This window comes from Peptostreptococcaceae bacterium, assembly GCA_016649995.1.
In the GTDB taxonomy this organism is placed as follows: domain Bacteria; phylum Bacillota; class Clostridia; order Peptostreptococcales; family BM714; genus BM714.
Genome location: JAENWJ010000004.1, coordinates 21,980 through 40,090, shown reverse-complemented (window position 1 = coordinate 40,090; position 18,111 = coordinate 21,980). Strand labels below are relative to the sequence as shown.

Annotated in this window: 21 protein-coding genes; 16 read left to right on the top strand and 5 right to left on the bottom strand. The window is 41.1% G+C overall.

All coding sequences use genetic code 11. The features are described from left to right. Positions 1-43: 43 nt before the first annotated feature. Genes amrS through JJE29_01685 form a run of 3 tightly spaced genes read left to right on the top strand, consistent with a single transcriptional unit; the run spans position 44 to position 2,450 of the window. Positions 44-1,036 carry an AmmeMemoRadiSam system radical SAM enzyme gene (gene amrS / locus JJE29_01695; protein MBK5251341.1) on the top strand — a complete coding sequence of 331 codons (993 nt, stop codon included), beginning with the start codon at positions 44-46 and terminating at the stop codon, positions 1,034-1,036. A 14-nt stretch (positions 1,037-1,050) separates the two neighbouring features. Next, complete coding sequence (locus JJE29_01690; protein MBK5251340.1) at positions 1,051-1,551, top strand: nitroreductase family protein; 501 nt, start codon at positions 1,051-1,053, stop codon at positions 1,549-1,551. 5 nt (positions 1,552-1,556) lie between these two features. Beyond that, entirely contained in the window at positions 1,557-2,450 is an 894-nt protein-coding gene (locus tag JJE29_01685; GenBank protein ID MBK5251339.1) for a diacylglycerol kinase family lipid kinase, read from the top strand. Between the two features lie 59 nt (positions 2,451-2,509). On the opposite strand, the gene JJE29_01680 is transcribed toward JJE29_01685, so the two are convergent. Together JJE29_01680 and JJE29_01675 are read right to left on the bottom strand one after the other, a co-directional pair. Beyond that, positions 2,510-2,824: a YbjQ family protein gene (locus tag JJE29_01680; protein ID MBK5251338.1), complete on the bottom strand. Its 315-nt coding sequence runs from the start codon at positions 2,822-2,824 to the stop codon at positions 2,510-2,512. Continuing rightward, positions 2,805-3,026, bottom strand: a complete 222-nt coding sequence (locus JJE29_01675; GenBank protein MBK5251337.1) for a hypothetical protein — start codon at positions 3,024-3,026, stop codon at positions 2,805-2,807. The genes JJE29_01680 and JJE29_01675 overlap by 20 nt, the downstream gene beginning before the upstream one ends. 125 nt (positions 3,027-3,151) lie before the next feature. Here JJE29_01675 and JJE29_01670 point away from each other — a divergent pair, with 125 nt between their 5' ends. The 7 genes from JJE29_01670 to JJE29_01640 all read left to right on the top strand — a co-directional run bounded on the left by JJE29_01670 (position 3,152) and on the right by JJE29_01640 (position 8,224). Continuing rightward, positions 3,152-3,982, top strand: a complete 831-nt coding sequence (locus JJE29_01670; protein MBK5251336.1) for a DegV family protein — start codon at positions 3,152-3,154, stop codon at positions 3,980-3,982. Positions 3,983-4,133: 151 nt separating this feature from the next. After that, positions 4,134-4,976, top strand: a complete 843-nt coding sequence (locus JJE29_01665) for a transporter substrate-binding domain-containing protein (protein ID MBK5251335.1) — start codon at positions 4,134-4,136, stop codon at positions 4,974-4,976. Positions 4,977-5,111: 135 nt separating this feature from the next. Beyond that, the gene (locus tag JJE29_01660) at positions 5,112-5,765 is read left to right on the top strand and encodes an amino acid ABC transporter permease (GenBank protein ID MBK5251334.1); all 654 of its coding nucleotides are present in this window, start codon (positions 5,112-5,114) and stop codon (positions 5,763-5,765) included. Continuing rightward, positions 5,758-6,483 (top strand): amino acid ABC transporter ATP-binding protein, encoded by a 726-nt coding sequence (locus JJE29_01655; protein ID MBK5251333.1) that lies wholly within the window; start codon positions 5,758-5,760, stop codon positions 6,481-6,483. Before JJE29_01660 ends, JJE29_01655 begins: the two co-directional genes overlap by 8 nt. A 200-nt stretch (positions 6,484-6,683) precedes the next feature. Then, the gene (locus JJE29_01650; protein MBK5251332.1) at positions 6,684-7,064 is read left to right on the top strand and encodes a desulfoferrodoxin; all 381 of its coding nucleotides are present in this window, start codon (positions 6,684-6,686) and stop codon (positions 7,062-7,064) included. A gap of 27 nt (positions 7,065-7,091) precedes the next feature. Further along, positions 7,092-7,601, top strand: coding sequence for a ferritin (locus JJE29_01645; GenBank protein MBK5251331.1), 510 nt, complete (start codon positions 7,092-7,094; stop codon positions 7,599-7,601). Positions 7,602-7,648: 47 nt separating this feature from the next. After that, positions 7,649-8,224: a rubrerythrin family protein gene (locus tag JJE29_01640; protein MBK5251330.1), complete on the top strand. Its 576-nt coding sequence runs from the start codon at positions 7,649-7,651 to the stop codon at positions 8,222-8,224. A 666-nt stretch (positions 8,225-8,890) separates the two neighbouring features. On the opposite strand, the gene JJE29_01635 is transcribed toward JJE29_01640, so the two are convergent. Together JJE29_01635 and JJE29_01630 are read right to left on the bottom strand one after the other, a co-directional pair. Beyond that, a complete protein-coding gene (locus JJE29_01635) occupies positions 8,891-9,157 on the bottom strand; it encodes a hypothetical protein (protein MBK5251329.1) in 267 nt (88 codons plus the stop codon). A gap of 32 nt (positions 9,158-9,189) precedes the next feature. Beyond that, entirely contained in the window at positions 9,190-10,431 is a 1,242-nt protein-coding gene (locus JJE29_01630) for a DNA polymerase IV (protein MBK5251328.1), read from the bottom strand. 174 nt (positions 10,432-10,605) lie between these two features. Here JJE29_01630 and JJE29_01625 point away from each other — a divergent pair, with 174 nt between their 5' ends. The 4 genes from JJE29_01625 to JJE29_01610 all read left to right on the top strand — a co-directional run bounded on the left by JJE29_01625 (position 10,606) and on the right by JJE29_01610 (position 14,177). Then, on the top strand, positions 10,606-10,761 hold the full coding sequence (locus JJE29_01625) for a DNA-3-methyladenine glycosylase I (protein ID MBK5251327.1): 156 nt from the start codon (positions 10,606-10,608) through the stop codon (positions 10,759-10,761). 81 nt (positions 10,762-10,842) lie between these two features. Next, the gene (locus tag JJE29_01620; protein ID MBK5251326.1) at positions 10,843-11,916 is read left to right on the top strand and encodes a hypothetical protein; all 1,074 of its coding nucleotides are present in this window, start codon (positions 10,843-10,845) and stop codon (positions 11,914-11,916) included. A 372-nt stretch (positions 11,917-12,288) separates the two neighbouring features. Then, entirely contained in the window at positions 12,289-13,545 is a 1,257-nt protein-coding gene (gene ablA / locus JJE29_01615) for a lysine 2,3-aminomutase (GenBank protein ID MBK5251325.1), read from the top strand. A gap of 110 nt (positions 13,546-13,655) precedes the next feature. Further along, the gene (locus tag JJE29_01610) at positions 13,656-14,177 is read left to right on the top strand and encodes a peptidylprolyl isomerase (GenBank protein MBK5251324.1); all 522 of its coding nucleotides are present in this window, start codon (positions 13,656-13,658) and stop codon (positions 14,175-14,177) included. Positions 14,178-15,168: 991 nt separating this feature from the next. On the opposite strand, the gene JJE29_01605 is transcribed toward JJE29_01610, so the two are convergent. After that, positions 15,169-15,963, bottom strand: a complete 795-nt coding sequence (locus JJE29_01605; protein ID MBK5251323.1) for a histidinol-phosphatase HisJ family protein — start codon at positions 15,961-15,963, stop codon at positions 15,169-15,171. A gap of 209 nt (positions 15,964-16,172) precedes the next feature. Between JJE29_01605 and hisZ the strand changes: the two genes are divergently transcribed. Both hisZ and JJE29_01595 read left to right on the top strand, forming a co-directional pair. Further along, positions 16,173-17,462: an ATP phosphoribosyltransferase regulatory subunit gene (hisZ, locus tag JJE29_01600; protein ID MBK5251322.1), complete on the top strand. Its 1,290-nt coding sequence runs from the start codon at positions 16,173-16,175 to the stop codon at positions 17,460-17,462. A gap of 14 nt (positions 17,463-17,476) precedes the next feature. Beyond that, positions 17,477-18,109 carry an ATP phosphoribosyltransferase gene (locus tag JJE29_01595; GenBank protein ID MBK5251321.1) on the top strand — a complete coding sequence of 211 codons (633 nt, stop codon included), beginning with the start codon at positions 17,477-17,479 and terminating at the stop codon, positions 18,107-18,109. Positions 18,110-18,111: the final 2 nt, after the last annotated feature.

The following is an 18,111-nucleotide window of genomic DNA, read 5'->3' as shown; positions in this document are numbered from 1 at the left end:
ATGAGCATATAGTTTGGATTTCAACCGAAAAGGACTGATGCAAATGTTTAAGGAAGCGCGGTTTTATGAAAAAATTGAAAACTTGCAGGTGAGGTGTCTTTTGTGTCCGCATTACTGCAAGTTGTCCGTAGGTGAAACCGGGATTTGTGGAGCAAGGAAGAACAGAGGCGGGTTGCTTTATGCAATGGGATATGGTGAAATAACATCATATGGAATTGATCCGATCGAAAAAAAACCGCTTTTCCATTACTACCCGGGCAAAAAAATTTTTTCGGTAGGAAGCTATGGATGCAATCTGAAATGCGACTTCTGTCAGAACTACAGAATTGCCCATGAAAGGCCGCAAACCTTGCATATGGAGGCGGAAAGGCTTCTTGAGCTAGCTCTGCGCTATAGAAGCGAGTCCATTGGTGTGGCATTCACATACAACGAGCCCATAATAAATCCTGAATATATAATAAAATGCGCAAAGCTTATTCATGCCGAGGGCATGAAGGTGGTTCTGGTCACCAATGGATTTATAAATGAAGATCCATTGGAGGCTCTTTTAGAGCAGGTAGACGCCATGAACATAGATCTTAAGGCATTCAATGAAAAGTTTTATACTGATATATGCAGCGGTAAGGCAAATCCGGTGAAAAAGACAATAGAACGCTCATGCAGAAGTGTTCATGTTGAGGTCACAACACTTTTGATAGAGGACCTAAATACAGACGAAAGAGAAATTGATGCGATGAGCCGATACTTGGGGGGATTGAAAAAGGATATGCCTCTCCATCTTTCAAGGTATTTTCCGGATTGGAAGAGGAATGACCCTCCGACGCCCATCGAAAGGATAAAGTCCCTTGCGGAGATAGCCCGAAGGCATTTGAATCATGTTTATATAGGAAATGTTCCGGGAGTGGACAACAATACATACTGTCCGGAATGCCGATCCTTGATTGTCGATAGAAGCAAGTATGAAGGCATGGTCTACAATCTGAAAAACGGCATATGTGAAAATTGCGGAAGAAGGATAATGATCAGGCATGAATGAAGGAGGCGAGCTTAATGAAATCAATCTATACAAGGAGAAGCATAAGAAAATACAAGGATAAAAAAATCGACGATAAAAAAATCGAAGAATTGCTGAAGGCTGGAATGTGTGCGCCTTCAGCGGGAAATGAACAGCCGTGGCACTTCATAGTCGTTGAAGACAAAAGGATTATGGAGCGCATTCCAGACTTCCATCCATACGCCGCAATGGTCAAGAATGCATCCCATGTGATATGCGTATGTGTGGATTTGAACCTTCAGCTATATGAGGGATACTGGATACAGGATTGCTCGGCTTCAACGCAGAATATTCTTCTCATGGCCGAGGAGCTTGGAATAGGTTCTGTTTGGCTGGGAGTCTATCCGAGGGAAGAGAGAATGAACGGATTGAAGAAACTCTTGAAACTGCCCGACAACATAGTTCCGTTTTGCCTTATCTCGCTCGGGTATCCTGATGAGAAGAAACCGGCGAATGACACATATTTTGAAGAGCGGGTTCATAAAAACAGGTGGTGAGAAAAATGAAAATGCTGATTGTAAACAATCCAAATGCGGGAAAAAAAACAGTGCAGAAGCATCTGAATACTTTAGTTGGCCGATTGGTCATTGAAGGGATAGTTTCATGCGTTAAGAGTATAGATGAAGGAGCAGACGGTAGGGAAAGGGCTTTTGTTGAAGCCGCCGCAAGTAAAGACATAGGTCTCGTAATGGTTATTGGTGGAGACGGCACAATTCATGAGGTCGTAAACATCATGATAAAGAACAAGATCAGAATTCCCATTGCACTGATTCCGGCCGGAACAGTAAACGATTTTGCCAACTACCTTTATTTGCCTAAGGACATAGACGATGTTTTCGAAATGGTGAAACGTTTCAAGCTCCAAGCGGTAGATGTAGGAAAGGTAAACAATCGATATTTTATAAATGTAGCCTTTGCGGGAATGATGGCCAAAGTCGGATATGAAACACCTGGTGAAATTAAAACGGTGTTTGGGAGGCTTGCCTACTATGCCGCAGGCATTCGTGAGGTCAGCGATGGTATTGGAAGACCGTATACATTTCGGTTTCAATACGATGGAAATTTATTGGAAATAAAGTCTTACCTTTTTGCAGTAATGAATTCATCTTCAACAGGGGGATTCATGAATTTTGCGCCCTATGCAGAGGTTAATGACGGATTGCTTGACGTTATAGCTATAAAAAAATCAGACATGATAGATATGGCGGCTGTTTTCCTAAAACTGATATCAGGGCAGCACATAAAGGACCCAAACGTTATTTATTTCAAAACAGACAAGCTGAAAGTGGAAACCGAAAGCCCCGGACTCATAGTAGACATTGACGGAGAAAAAGGGGTCGAATTTCCCTTGGAGTTTTCAATAATACGCAGCGCTCTAGAGTTTCTTGTGCCCTAAAATAGAATGACAATATAAAAAACCCAGTCTTTAAAGATTGGGTTTTTTATATTGCCATTCTATTCGATGAATTTTACGGCAGTTCCATAAACTATAACCTCAGCCGCGCCCTGCATGATTGCGCTTGTGGCATAGCGTATATTTACCACGGCATCGGCTCCAAGTTCCTCGGCTTCTTTTACCATTCGTTCTGTTGCAATTGCCCTGGCCTCGTTCATCATTTCCTGATAGGCAATTATTTCGCCTCCAACCAGGGTTTTTAGGCTGCTCATTATGTCTTTTCCTACATGCTTGGCTCGTACAGTTGCTCCCTTTACGATAGAAATCGTCTCAAGTTTTTTGTCAGCAATGTAATCAGTATTTACTAAGATCATCCTTATCCTCCTTTTCGATTTCGTGTATTCGTTTGTACCCGGTGTAAGCCATGGCTGCTATCAAGGCCGCTATGGCTAAGAAAGCCCCAATTCTCCACAATCCCGGTAAACCCTCTTGGGAAAACAAATGGCCGTAAAGAATGAAGATAATTATTGTTATTAAAGTGATGAATATGGTGATGATTTTGTTAACGGTTTTCATTAATATCACTTCCTGATTAAAGAAAATTCTTTTACTAGAATTTTACCATATTTCCGCTAGTTATTCCATATTGTTAGAATCAAAGGAATCTGATAAGATTGACATAATAATTCAAGGAGGACTTTATGAGCAAAATTAGAATAGTTACAGACACTACTGCCTATATACAAAAAGAATATGCGGAGCTAAAGGGCATAGAAATAGTTCCGTTGACCATACACTTTGAAGGGGAAGCGGAAAAGGAGGGATACCCGGGAGAATTTGAGGAGTTCTTCAAAAGGTTGAAGGAATCCAAGTCTTTTCCCACTACCTCGCAACCTTCGGTTGGAGCATTCGCCGAGGTTTTTAGAGAATTGGTGGAAAGCGGCAATGAAGTCATAGCCATCACCATATCCGGCAAGCTAAGTGGAACATTTAGCAGTGCTCAGATGGCGGCTGAAATGATTGCACCTGATAAAATAAGTGTTGTGGATTCTAGGACTACTGCGGCCAACCTTAAAGTGTTGGTGGAGAAGCTATTAAATATGGCAAGCGAAAGTGACGATAGGATTTCCATAGTTGATAAGATTGAAAAAGAGAAAGCCAAAACAGGAATTAGCCTAACAGTGGAAACCCTTGAGTATTTGAAGCGTGGAGGAAGACTTACTGCTTCTCAGGAATTTTTAGGGAAGCTATTGAAGATTAAGCCGATTATTGCTTTGGTAGACGGAGCCCTTGAACCGATTGATAAGGTCAGAGGCAAAAAAAAGGCCATTAAAAGAATGCTGGAAAGCATACCCCAAAATGCAGAGATTATTTCAATTTCACATATTTTGAGCCAAGATGAGGCAAACGAGTACAAGCTAATTCTTGAAAATGAGTTTCCGGGTGCGACTATTGCAATTGAAGAGCTTGGGCCGGTTATTGGAGCCCATCTTGGACCAAAAGCAATAGGATTTTGCTACTCTATCAAGTGATGAGAATGGATTTTTATACTATTGCCATACATCCGTTGCGGTATATTTTGTGTACTTTTGAAAAAAACGGTACAAATATAAAAAAACGCTTGCATAAATATGCAAGAATGCGTATAATTAACGCAGGATATAAATTAGAGGAGGATTATTAATGAATACTAAAAAATTATTGGCTTTACTCATGGTCGGCATTATGATTTTTGCCGTTGTTGCTTGTTCGCCGGCGGCGGAACCATCTGCTGAAGAACCGGTTGCTGAAGAACCGGTTGCTGAAATGACAAAATTGGATGAAATCAAGGAAGCGGGCAAATTGGTACTAGGAACTAGCGCTGACTATCCACCCTATGAATTCCATGTTGTTAAGGATGGAGCAGATGCTATCGTGGGCTTTGATATCGAAATTGCAAAGGCCATCGCAGAAGACTTGGGCGTTGAACTTGAAATCAAGGATATGGCATTCAACGGATTGCTGCCAGCTCTTGAGGCAGGCGGAGTAGACTTAGTAATTGCTGGACTGACTCCCACCGAAGAGAGAGCTTTGGCGATTGATTTTTCAGAGGTTTACTATACTGCTATACAAGGCGTAATGCTTAATGTTGAAAACGCAGACAGCATCACAACGGTTGAAGATTTAAACGGCAAGATTGTAGGCGTGCAAAAGGGTACTACGCAGGAAGAGATAGCAAAGACGATCGAAGGTGCCGAAGTCAAGGGCCTTGGAAAAATGCCAGACCTTGTTCTCCAACTTAAAAACGGAAATATTGATGCTGTTGTTGCAGAAAAGCCTGTTGCAACTGCTTACGCAAACAACAATGATGACATCATGCTTGCTGATATGACACTTGATTCAGGAGATAGCGGTTCAGCAATAGGATTCAAAAAAGGAGCTCCGGAATTTGTAGAAGCTGTAAATGCTTCACTTACTAAATTGATGGATGCAGACATGATTTCGCAGTATGTATTCGATGCAATTGAGCTTTCAGAAGAAAACTAATAGAGAGCAAAATATTTTCAAAACATCAATTATAAAAACCGGAAAGATAGTGGCTTATACCACTATCTTTCTATGTTATAATGGATAAGAATTTTATCAAAATGAATTAAATGCAGTGAATGGGGGGGAAAACAATTGAATTTGGATTTTCTTATTAAATACAAGATGTTTTATATATCCGGTGTGGCGAATACGCTGCTTTTGGCTATTTTTGCAGTTTTTTTTGGTGTGATCCTCGGAGTAATGCTTGCACTCATGAAGATTTCAAAGAAAACAATATTAAGGGCAATCGCGACTGCATACATTGAATTCCTTAGAGGAACGCCGGTCATAATTCAGATTTACATCATCTTTTACGGGCTTCCCAGAGTTATTCCGCTCGATTTGCCGGATATGGTTTGGGGGATTATAGCACTAAGCTTAAACAGCGGGGCCTATGTGGCTGAAATAATCAGGGCTGGAATCCAGGCAGTGGACAAGGGCCAAATGGAAGCCGCCAGATCAATAGGAATGCCTTTTAACATGGGGATGCGCTACATTGTAATCCCGCAGGCATTCAAGAATATACTTCCGGCGCTTGGAAATGAATTCATAGTTGTGGTAAAGGAATCAGCAATAGTTTCTGTTGTAGGTATAACCGAGCTCATGTATCGCGCAGATACAATAAGGGGAATCACATACCAAGCCTTTGCGCCTCTCATGGTGGCGGCTGTAATATATTTCATAATAACATTCACATTGTCCCGACTGCTAGGCATAGTTGAAAGGAGGATGAGCGCAAGTGATTAAAACAATAAATTTGCATAAGTATTTTGGAGATCTCCATGTGCTTAAAGGCATAAACACACATATAGAAAAAGGAGAGGTTGTAGTAGTAATAGGGCCTTCAGGCTCGGGAAAAAGTACTTTTTTAAGATGCCTGAACTTGCTTGAACAACCAACGGAAGGGGAAATCATTTTTGAAGGGGTTTCAATAACCGATCCTAAAAACGATGTTAATCTACAGAGGCAAAAAATGGGAATGGTTTTTCAGCAGTTCAATCTTTTTCCCCTTATGAATGTTACAACAAATGTAACACTAGGCCCGATAAAGGTAAAAAAGGTTTCGAAGGATGAAGCGGATGCCTTGGCGAAAAAACTTTTGGAACGCGTAGGACTTCCGGACAAAGCGGAGGCCTATCCTAAACAGCTTTCAGGTGGACAGAAGCAGAGGGTGGCAATTGCGAGGGCATTGGCAATGGAACCTGATGTGATGCTTTTCGATGAACCTACATCAGCCCTTGATCCGGAAATGGTTGGAGAGGTGCTGGATGTCATGAAGGATTTGGCATCGAAGGGAATGACAATGGTAATAGTTTCCCATGAAATGGGATTTGCAAAGGAAGTTGCGGACAGGATTCTTTTCATGGATGACGGGATAATCGAAGAAGAGGGTACCCCCCAAGAAATTTTCGACAATCCAAAGAGTCCGAGAACAAAGGATTTTTTAGGAAAAGTATTATATTAAAAAATCCCGAAACAAAAGAACCCCAACATCGGATGATGCTTGGGGTTCTCGAATGCAATGAAATAATTACAATTTAACCTTTGCAGTGGGTATAATTAAATGTATGCGCTTTGAATCTTGTTTTAAAATGCCCGCTTGGGGTAACAATATTAAGGTGATTGCACTGTGATTTGGCAAACAAAAATGAAGGAGGAATACAAATGGCTAAGAGACTTGAGGTTTACAAATGCGAAGTATGCGGCAATATTGTGGAAATTTATAATGCCGGTGGTGGCACTTTGGTTTGCTGCGGTGAAGATATGAAACTGCAGGAAGAAAAAACCGCTGATTCATCGACAGAGAAACATGTGCCAGTAATAGAAAAAATTGACGGCGGATATAAAGTGATTGTAGGGAGCACTTTGCATCCAATGAAGGAAGAGCACTACATCCAATGGATTGAATTGGTGGCAGGGGATAAAGTATATACTGAATATCTTTCCCCGGGAATGGCTCCTCAAGCAACATTTATGGTTAAGGCCGAAACGGTTGTTGCAAGAGAGTATTGCAATGTGCATGGCCATTGGAAAAACGAAAAATAACATTACAGAGAAAACAGGAGGAAATAAATGATTAATAAAAGAATGGAAAAAGCAATCAATGAGCAAATAAATGCCGAATTGTATTCGGGATATCTATATCTGTCAATGTCGGCTTATGCACAAACAAAAAATATGAGCGGCATTGCAAATTGGCTAAGGGTGCAGGCCCAGGAAGAGCAATTTCATGCAATGAAAATGTTTGACTATGTAAACGAAAGAGGCGGGACAATCGTTCTTGACATGATTGAAAAACCTCAAACCGAGTGGGAAAATTTTGTGGATGTTTTTGAAGAAGTATATAAGCATGAGCAAAAGGTGACTTCGCTCATAAACAATTTGGTTGATATTGCAATGGAAGAAAAAGACCACGCTACTTTCAATTTCCTTCAGTGGTATATAGGGGAGCAGGTAGAAGAGGAAGCAAATGCTTCGGGACTTCTCGAACAGCTTAAATTTATCGATGGAAAAGGTTCCGGTCTGTTCATGATGGACAGGGAACTTCAAACAAGAGTGTTCACGCCCCCTGTTGCTGAATAATATAGTATAATGGACAAAATAATAATTAGAGAAAAGGAGATACAGACATGCCCGAATTGAAAGGAACCAAAACGGAACAGAATTTGTTAAAATCTTTTGCGGGGGAGTCTCAGGCTAGAAACCGTTATACTTTTTTTGCTGAAATGGCCATTGACGAGGGATACGAGCAGATTGCCGAGATATTCGAAGAGACCGCTTACAATGAAAAGGTCCATGCCGACATATTCTTTAGCTTTCTCGAAGGCGGAGACCTCGAAATAACTGCTACTTATCCGGCTGGGAAAGTCGGAACAACTGCCGAAAACCTAAATGCGGCCGCAATGGGGGAGAATGAAGAATGGACGATTCTTTATCCCGAATTCGCGAAAGTGGCGAATGAGGAAGGCTTCCCCAAAATCGCATCAGCATGGAAGATGATATCTAAAGTCGAAAAAGAGCACGAGGAACGCTATAGCGCATTGCTTAAAAGCGTTGAAGAAGAAAAAGTGTTTGCCAAGGATGAAACGGTCGAGTGGAAGTGCAGAGAATGCGGATACGTCCACAGTGGAGCCAAAGCTCCCGGCAAATGTCCCGTTTGCGCAGTTCCGCAGTTGGCCTTCGAAGTGAGAGCAAAAAACTATTAAAAGGCAGCGGGCAGTTTGCAGCTTGCAGTAAAAACTTAAAAGCAAAAAATAAAAACAAGAACTCGGATTTAGTCTGAGTTCTTGTTTTATATTTACTACAAACTGTTTATTGCTTTGAAGTATTTCTTTCTATCGGACATCAGCTTTTGCGGCTCAAGACTTGTATGCTTGCTGCGCCCTAAATACAGTGGAAAGATACAAGTAGCAAGTAGTAAGAAAAAAATTAAAATCAGGCAAAAGCACCAAATGCATTTTGAGGTTTTTCTTTGTTTTCAGGTTTAGGAAACTTGTACAATTTAATGCACCACTCGAATTGAGAATCTACTCGAGGCATTCCAAGTTGAGGTTTCATATTGCGATGCATCGACCGAGGCTTGATATTCACAGCTTTGGATAAGGCTAAATCGTCAAGAAATCTGCTTTGGCTTTAGCCCGACGCGAAGCGAGTTTGCAGATTTTAGATTTTGCCGAAAAACAAAGCGCTATGAATACCCACAGGGCACGCGAATCCGCCGCAGGTCGTAGCGAGAAATTTGATCCTTGACCTGAAATCATCAACTTTCTTTGTTTCTATTTGCTACTTCCCACTTTCCACTTGCTCCTTCCCACTTCCTTTGCTTTTTCTTCTTACTTCCTACTTTCTACTTGCTACTTTCCACTGCCCTTTCACATCTTATAAAGAAACCACTTGCATGTGGAAAGCTCGTATTTCAATTCATAGACCCTCAGTTCATCATCAATGAGGCTTTGGCAGCGGAATATATACATCGCATTGCCTGCCATTTTTTCTGACTCCCTGTGGATTATAATATCAACCTTGATTATTATCGGAGGGTGATCGGAATCCTCCGACATTTTGAATTTAAGAGGATAAGGAATCCCTTTTTCTGAAAAACAGGCAATCATTTCTATGGGAATCTTAACTATTTTCATTTATGAAACGCATCCTTTCAGGAAGACGGCAATTAGAGATGACCGGAAACCATTTTATAATCGGCATGAACCCCACCGGATATGGGCTTTAGGCCGCTTTCCAAAAAGGCGGACCGAGTTATTGAATAAAGGCCGTGTTTTTCTCTTATTTGGTCAATTGTTTCATCAAGTCTGCGTTTCTTTTCGCTGTCGGCTGAATCGAAAAACGAAATTTGCAGATTTTCGCATGCGCATAAGTCGGAAATCCGAATCCCCAAAAGCCTCAAGGGTTGACCCTGCCATGCATCATCGAAAAGCTTTTTTGCCAGAACGTAAATTTCATTGGTTGAATCTGTGGCATTAAAAATTTTTTGTTGGTGGGAATAGCTCAGAAAATCATTTGTCTTCAAGGATACAGAAAAGACCTTTCCCATCTTTTTTTCTTGCCGAAGGCGCATTCCGGTCATTTCACATAAGGAGAGCAAGACCCTGTGAGCCGTTTCCCTTTCGGTCACATCGAAGGGGAGGGTGGTGGAGTTTCCTATTCCCTTTATTGAAGCCGGCCTTTCGACTTCGGAAATATCCAATCCGTTTGCATAACGCCAGATGGTTTCTCCATGTTTTTTGAAATATCCGAGCAAAATATTTCTATCTGTTTTGGCTATGTCGCCTATGGTCATTATGCCCATGCGCTTCAGCTTATGCACGGTTGCCCGTCCGGCCATGAACAAATCTCCTGCATCCAAAGGCCACATCTTTTCCTCTATCTCTTCAGGAAAAAGGGTATGGATTTGGTCAGGTTTTTTGAAATCGGAAGCCATTTTAGCCAAAAGCTTGTTTTCGGAAATTCCTATGTTGACTGTGAATCCCAGTTCCGTCCGGATGCGGTTTTTAAGATTTGCGGCGACCTTCATAAAGTTTTTATCTATGTTGGGCAATGTCGAAAGATCTGCAAAGCATTCGTCTATTGAATAGATTTGAAGCGAGGGTATGCAGGTTTCAATCATGTTGAACATAGCCTTGCTTGCCTTCGTATAAAGATCATAATCTGGAGAAACGACTTTAAGCATAGGACATTTTTTTCTGGCTGCGAAGAGAGATTCTCCGGTCGTTATGCCCATGGCCTTTGCAGGGATGGATTTCGCGAGCACTATGCCTCTTCGGGACGCGGAGTCGCCACCTATAACGCAGGGGATTTCTCTTAAATCCTGCTTTTCTCCGTGTTGAAGGCGGTAAGCGGCCTCCCATGAAAGGAAGGCTGAATTGACATCGATATGAAAAATGACTTTTTTCATAAAAAAGCCTCCTTTGCTATAACTTCATTATAAACGAACAAAAGTTCGATTTCAATCTTATATTCCGAAAAAAGATAAAAATGCGATGTTAAATTTGTTATAATCAAATCGCAGGCATGAAAGGGGCTGATTGCTACGGAAGATGTTCCCGCTGAGGCCGATTTGTCTAGGAAAATGAGTTTGAATCTCAAGAAAAAGGGATTCAAGTTTGTGGGACCCGTTATATGCTATGCGTTCATGCAGGCCGTGGGAATGGTTAATGATCACGAAACGGGATGTTTCCGTCATGGAGAAATCCTTTCCATTTCAAAAGGAGCAAAAGGGTTGTAATAAAATTGTCATTCAAAACAAAAGTAATAGTGATAGAATTAAAAACGATAAAATAGAAAGAGGAGGGAAGGCCTAAGGCCGATGAATATGAGCAAAAGAAAAATATTGGCAGGATTGCTTGTGGCGGTTTTGATTATGACCGTTTTCAGCGCTTGCTCAAAAAAGGAAACAGCGAAAGAAATGCTGGAAAAATCCATTGAAAGATCCATGGAGACTAAATCAGTCAAACAGACATTTGATATGGGGGTTTCTTTTGATCCGGGGATGACTGAAGAGGAAAAGGCGCAGGATCCCATGTCGGGAGGACTAGTTGAAATGATCGACAGCATGAACGTGAGCGGTGAATTTGCTTCCGACACGGAATCGGGCATTTCGGGCGGCAATGTTCTTATCGACATGAAAGGCATGCAGTTTAATCTCGAGGTTTATGCCGACAGCATGGGCGGGGTTTTTATAAAAATGCCAATGAGCGACAAATACATTACCGTAAACACTACAGGGGAAATCCCGAGCGAAGAAGAAATCGAAGAGATGAAAACATTTTCCAAGGAAATCGCAACATCTCTCATAGCCGGTTTTTCAGAGGAAAACATGATTATTGAAGATAAGAGCGTTGAATTGTCCGACGGTACGTATGACTTGAATGAAATTACAGTTACATTGGATGATGCAGAGGCAAAAGAACTTATTAAAAGCCTCATCCCTGAAATCTATTCCAACGGGACAATGAGGAAATCATTGGAAACCAACGTGCGCATGCAGTGGGAGATGGAAGGCAAGAATATAAAAGACATGGATATTGAAGCGGAGATAGACAGTCTGGTTGAAAAGGCATCAAAAGCTTTCGATGAAGCGGAAGGCGTTTTCACAATAGATGAATTCGTAATGGTTTTCGGAATTGACAAAGACTATAATACTAGAGAAACCAATGTCAATATGGCATATTCGGTTACAGATGAAACGACAGAAAAACCCGTAAAAATGGGGTTTGAATTTACCAGCGAGACTTATGGCATAGATGAGCCGGTTTCGATAGACATGCCGGCGGTAAACGAGGAGAACTCGATTACCATGGAGGATTTCGTCATGCAAACAATGTTTGGCGGAATGCAGCAAATCCAGCCTATGCCCGAATCCGGAGCAAGCCAGAAATAGAAATGTTCAAACATGAAAATAAAGCTTATATAAAGTAATATCTTAAAATGGAAGCGGAATTCGGTGATATCATAATGGTAATAATTACGGCTCTTCTTGGATTTGCTGTTCTTGTGGCCGTTGGTATGCTTCAAAGGGTTAAAAAGAAGAAACTAGAAGCAGATGCGGCAGTATGATTTTAAAAATAAAATAAAAATACAAAATAGAGTCGCCGCGCATTTTATTGAGGTGCGGCGGTATTTTTACGCATACTTTACAACTAACAACTTAAATAGTATAATGAAGTTGTAAGAAAAAAGTTTAAAAATTAATAAAAAGGGAATAAATATAGTTGGAGACGTATTAAAGCTAAAACAATAAAGAGGTGATAATTTGAGAAAACATGCTTCGATTAAGCTATGGGAGAATGTAAGCAAGGAAGAATGGAACGATTGGCGTTGGCAGGTTAAGAACAGAATAACAACGGTAAGTCAATTGAAAAAAGTCATAAATCTTTCAAAAGATGAAGAAGAGGGCATAATGGATTCACTCAAGACGCTTCGCATGGCGATAACGCCTTACTATGCATCGCTCATGAGTCTGAATGATGTGAATTGTCCTATTCGGATGCAAGCTGTTCCGACGATTAAAGAAACACATAAGAGTTCGGCTGACATGCTGGATCCTCTTCATGAAGATTCTGATTCACCGGTTACCGGGTTGACACACAGATATCCTGACAGGGTTCTTTTTCTCGTTACGGATATGTGTGCTATGTATTGCAGACATTGTACACGCAGGCGGTTTGCAGGACAAAAGGATACGGCAAACTCCGTGGACAACATAGATTTAGCCATAGAACACATCAGAAAAACACCGGAAATCAGGGATGTGCTGCTTTCAGGAGGAGATGCCCTGTTGGTTTCTGATGAAAAGCTTGAGTATATAATTTCTAGATTGAGAGCCATTCCCCATGTTGAAATAATACGAATAGGAACACGTACTCCGGTTGTGCTTCCACAGAGGATTACGCCTCAACTCGTAAAAATGCTTAAAAAATATCATCCCATTTGGCTAAACACCCATTTCAACCATCCGAATGAGATAACTCCTGAATCAAAAAAAGCGTGCGAACGTCTTGTGAATGCGGGCATCCCGGTGGGAAACCAGACTGTGCTTCTAAGAGGCATTAATGATTGCTCACACATTATGAGGGAATTGATGCATGGAATGCTAAAAATCAGGGTAAGGCCGTACTACATTTATCAATGCGACCTTTCACAGGGAATAGAACATTTTAGGACCCCTGTTTCGAAGGGTATAGAAATAATAGAAAGCCTAAGAGGGCATACCTCCGGCATGGCAGTCCCAACCTTTGTGGTGGATGCGCCGGGAGGAGGCGGAAAGATACCTGTAATGCCAAATTACGTCGTATCCATGTCTCACAATAAGGTTGTGCTTAGAAACTATGAAGGTGTTATAACGACCTATACCGAGCCCGATAATTATGTTTCTGCTTGCCAATGTGAATATTGCCAAGGAGAAAAGACTCATGAGATGGAGGGTGTTGCGGGACTTCTGCAGGGAAATAGCGTTTCGCTTGAGCTCAAGGAACTTGAACGAGATAAGAGGCATAAACTTCACGAATGATTTAAAATGTATCCTGAAAGCATTTGCGGCTTTCGGGATATTTTGTTGGCAAATTAGTGTATAATGGATGGACAGTAAAAAAAGAAAACGACATGAAAGGAAGCGTAAATATGAAGAATAACCCAAGGGTTGAATTTGAGATGGAAGACGGCGGGGAAATCGTAATTGAATTAAAGCCTGAAAAAGCTGCTAATACAGTCAACAATTTCATTTCATTGGCAAAGAAAGGATTTTATGATGGCTTGACTTTCCATAGAGTCATACCGGGCTTCATGATTCAGGGAGGATGCCCGACAGGCAACGGAACAGGCGGCCCAGGATACGGAATCAAAGGTGAATTCTCGTCAAATGGTTGTAATAACGATTTGGTTCACAAAAGAGGCGTGCTTTCAATGGCAAGAGCAATGAGCCCGGATTCGGCAGGATCCCAGTTTTTCATCATGCATGCCGATTCTCCGCATCTTGACGGTCAATATGCCGCATTTGGCGAAGTAGTAGAAGGCATTGAGGTAGTTGACCGCATTGCAGGAGTCAAAAAAGACGGGAGTGACAAGCCCAAACAAGACATCGTAATCCTTAAGGCAAAAGTCGAAACCTTCGGAGTAGAATATCCGGAGCCGGAAACAGTATAAGTAGAAAGTAGAAAGTAGAAAGTAGAAAGTAGAAAGTAGAAAGTAGAAATAAAAGAAAAAGACAAAACCATGGGGTGATAAGCCTTTGGTTTTGTCTTTTGTTTTTACATCTCTTTTCCAAGTTCTTTAATAACGCATGTTAAAATACTTTACTTGATTTATATTTTTATAATTTGAGTAATTCTAATTTTATATTCTTATCAACGATAATTCATTCCAATATAGGCGCTAATAAACCACATTACAAAAGCAATACTCGCCCCTAAAGATATACCTACAAATAATTTTGTCATCATGTTCCCTTTATCTTTTTTTAAGACTATATACAATATACCTACAAATGAAACAGGTGATAAAATTAGAAATATCCAACTTAAAATTGCATACATTTTAATTACTCCCTCTCGAAGACTCTTATAAAATTATATGTTTGGTTTAATCAAATAATAGCACTAAAGTCTAACAGAACCTATTTTTTAAGTTTTTATGTTTTATACTTGTTTCTGCAAGTAACAAGTAGCAAGTAGCAACAAATACAAAAGAAAAAGGCGAAATCCAATATAAGAAACCGAAAAACCTTTTCTAATGTTCATGGTTTTCCGGTTTCTTTTTTTGAATTGGTTTGAAGTTTTTAGAAACTTATGCAGTTTAATTCGCCACTCAAATTGAGAATCAACTTAATGCTGATTCAGGTTGAGGTTTCATATTGCGTGCATCGACCGAGGCTTGATATTCACAGCTTTGGATAAGGCTAAATCGTCAAGAAATCCGCTTTGGCTTTAGCCCGATACGGAGTGAGTTTATGAATACCCACAGGGCACGCGAAACAGCAGGAAGGGCGTAGTCGGCAATCAGATTTTGAGCCGGCAACGGGCATTCAATTATTTGGCGTTTGTTTCGGTATTTGTGAATTTGAATTTTGCTTAAGCTTTTGACTCTTAAACTGCTTACTGCCTGCTGCATGCTGCTAGCTGTCTTTCCTCTTCCCACTTTAAAGTTTGTTGAAAATAGGCTTTCCTTTATCAAACGTGCATACATATTTGAAACCGACGTCTAGAAGAGTTTCCCTTACATAGTCGAATTCAAAAGCTATTGTCTCGGGCGTGTGGGAATCCGATCCCATAGTAATAACCTCTCCGCCGAGCTTTTTATACAGCTTGAGTATAGGAAGGGAAGGCATCATGTGGCTTTTTCCCCTGCTCATAGCGGAGGTGTTGACCTCTATTCCCTTTCCTTTTTGGGCAAGCCTTTTGAAAATCATTTCATAATACTCGAAGTAATCTTCGGGGCGAAGAGCCTTGACCGATTTCTGGTATTTGCCGGGTATGTCTATGTGGCCTATGACAGAAAAGCCATCAAGGGTTTGGATACTTTCATAAAGCTCGCTTAAGTAAATCCTGTAGGCCTCATCAGGGGTCTTGCCTGAAAAAAAATCTCCATTGTAGAGGTCTTCCTTGCTTGCCGTGTGAATGGAGGCTATTACAAAATCGAAATTCCATTTTTCAAGCAAAGCCTGGCAACGCCAGGTTATATGGGGCTGCATTCCTATTTCAATTCCGCTGAGTATCTTGATTCTCTTTCCATATTTTTTCCTTAGGGATTCGATGACCTGTAGCCTTTCTCCTGGATCGAAGTTGAAGCTTATGGTGGGGTCCGTATAGTCGTAATCCATATGGTCGGTGAAGCATATCTCGGAAATATTTCGCTTAATAGCCTCTTCAACAAAACTTGCCATGGGAATATCGCAATCATTTGAAAAATCGCTGTGCACATGATAATCGTACATTTTATTACCTCCCTTTAAAGACATATATTATATTCTAACAGAGTGGGTATCAATAGCAAGGAACGGGCTGCAAAAGTCAGAATAATAAGACTTTATTGCGGCGTCTATTTTATTGTTGACTTCAAGAGGCATAAGTAATAAAATGTCACTATAGCAATTTACCGCTTTAGCACGATACAGTAATAAAACAAACGAAACGGAGGACTGTCATGGTTTTATATAAAGAATTATTCCCGGAGGGAGTAGACGATATACACAGCGATGAATATGAAATCAAGGAAAATCTGGTATCGGATATAAGGTCAATGTTCAAATCCTATGGCTACCGCCAGGTTGCAACACCAACATTTGAATTCTACGATCTCTATTTGGGTATAGACGGAACAATAGATGTGACAGAGATGTTTAAAATCATAGATTCCGACGGCAAAATTCTCGTGCTGAGACCGGATGCCACGATACCTGTAGCCAGGATGGCAGCAATGAATTACAAGCATTCGGAAGGTTATTTGAAACTGTCTTATATAACTAACATATTTAGGCACAGCGAAAGCGAACGGGGCAATAGAAGAGAATTTACACAGGCGGGGATCGAATATATGGGCAGCGCGAAAACCTGGTGCGATGCCGAGGTGATTGCCATGGGCATCAAAATGCTTTTGGGATTCGGCCTTGAGGATTTTCACATAGATATGGGCCATGCTGGATTTTTAGGACAACTGCTCGAGGGTACTGGTATTGGAAGCCACAAAAAAGCAATGCTGTACAAATTTATAGAAGACAAGAATTACAGCGAGCTTTCAACATATCTTGAAAGATTGAACATGGACGAGGTTGTAAAGAATGCAATAATAAAGCTTCCAAGACTATACGGAAAACCATCGGATGTGATTGAGCGGGCAGAAGAGGTTATTGTGAACGAAGAAATGAGGAAATCCCTTGAAAACCTGAAGGCCGTTTATGAAATATTGAAGGCATGGGGAATGGAAAAATATATCCTTTTCGACTTGGGATTTACGAATCAGTTCAATTACTACACAGGAGTCATTTATAAGGGTTATGTAAGCAACTATGGCCGGGTGCTTTTGTCAGGCGGCCGGTACGACAACCTAATGGAGCAATTCGGGGAGGGCAAGCCGGCGTGTGGATTCGGATTCAATGTAGACCAATTGATTGAAGTGATGAACATTTACGATATCAATCAAGCATATGATTGTCATACCGATTGCTATATGGTCTGTTCGGAAGAAAACATGGTAAGGGCACATGCGTTGGCAGAAAGAATGCGAAGCACTGGAATGATAGTGGAAACGGATCTTTTACAAAACGACCTGCAGTTTCAGTTGTTTAATGCGGGCTTTAGGAATGCAAAGCACATAGTCGAATTCATGGGGGATGAAATAACGGTTAGAAGAACAGCTGACAGGGCAATGAAGACATATAGCGTCAAAAATTATGCCAAGCTCATGAATGAGCCGGCGGAAATGATGAAATTCTGATTGGGGGAGATAAAATGGACAAAATAAAAATAGCTCTAGCCAAGGGCCGTTTGGCCAAAGAGGCCATAAAGATAATGGAAGAGGCCGGGATAGAATTTCCCGACTATACGGAAAAAAGCAGGAAGCTTATTTTTCAGGACAAGACAGGAAGAATACGCATGATATTTGTAAAACCTTGGGATGTTCCTGTTTATGTTGAAAAGGGGGCTGCGGACATAGGCGTCGTTGGGAAGGATGTCCTTATGGAGAACAAGGTTGATGTATATGAAGTTGCAGATTTGGGAATAGGTGCTTGCCGCCTTTGCGTGGCGGGATACGAGAGCCAAGAGTTCAACAAGAAAAAGAAGCTCAAGATAGGCACCAAGTTTTCAAACTCGGCAAAGGAATATTTCAACAAGAAGGGTATCCCCACAGAGGTTATAAAGCTTAACGGTTCAGTTGAGCTTGCCCCGATAATGGGGCTTTCCGATGTCATAGTCGATATAGTAGAGAGTGGCAAAACGCTTAAAGAGAACGGGCTTGTAATACTTGAGGAAATATTCGATATAAGCGCCCGCTTGATTGTCAACAAGGTTAGCTTGAAAACCAAAAGCGGGGAAATCGACAACATAATCGAAAAGATAGAAACCGTTTTAAGGGAGAGGTAATC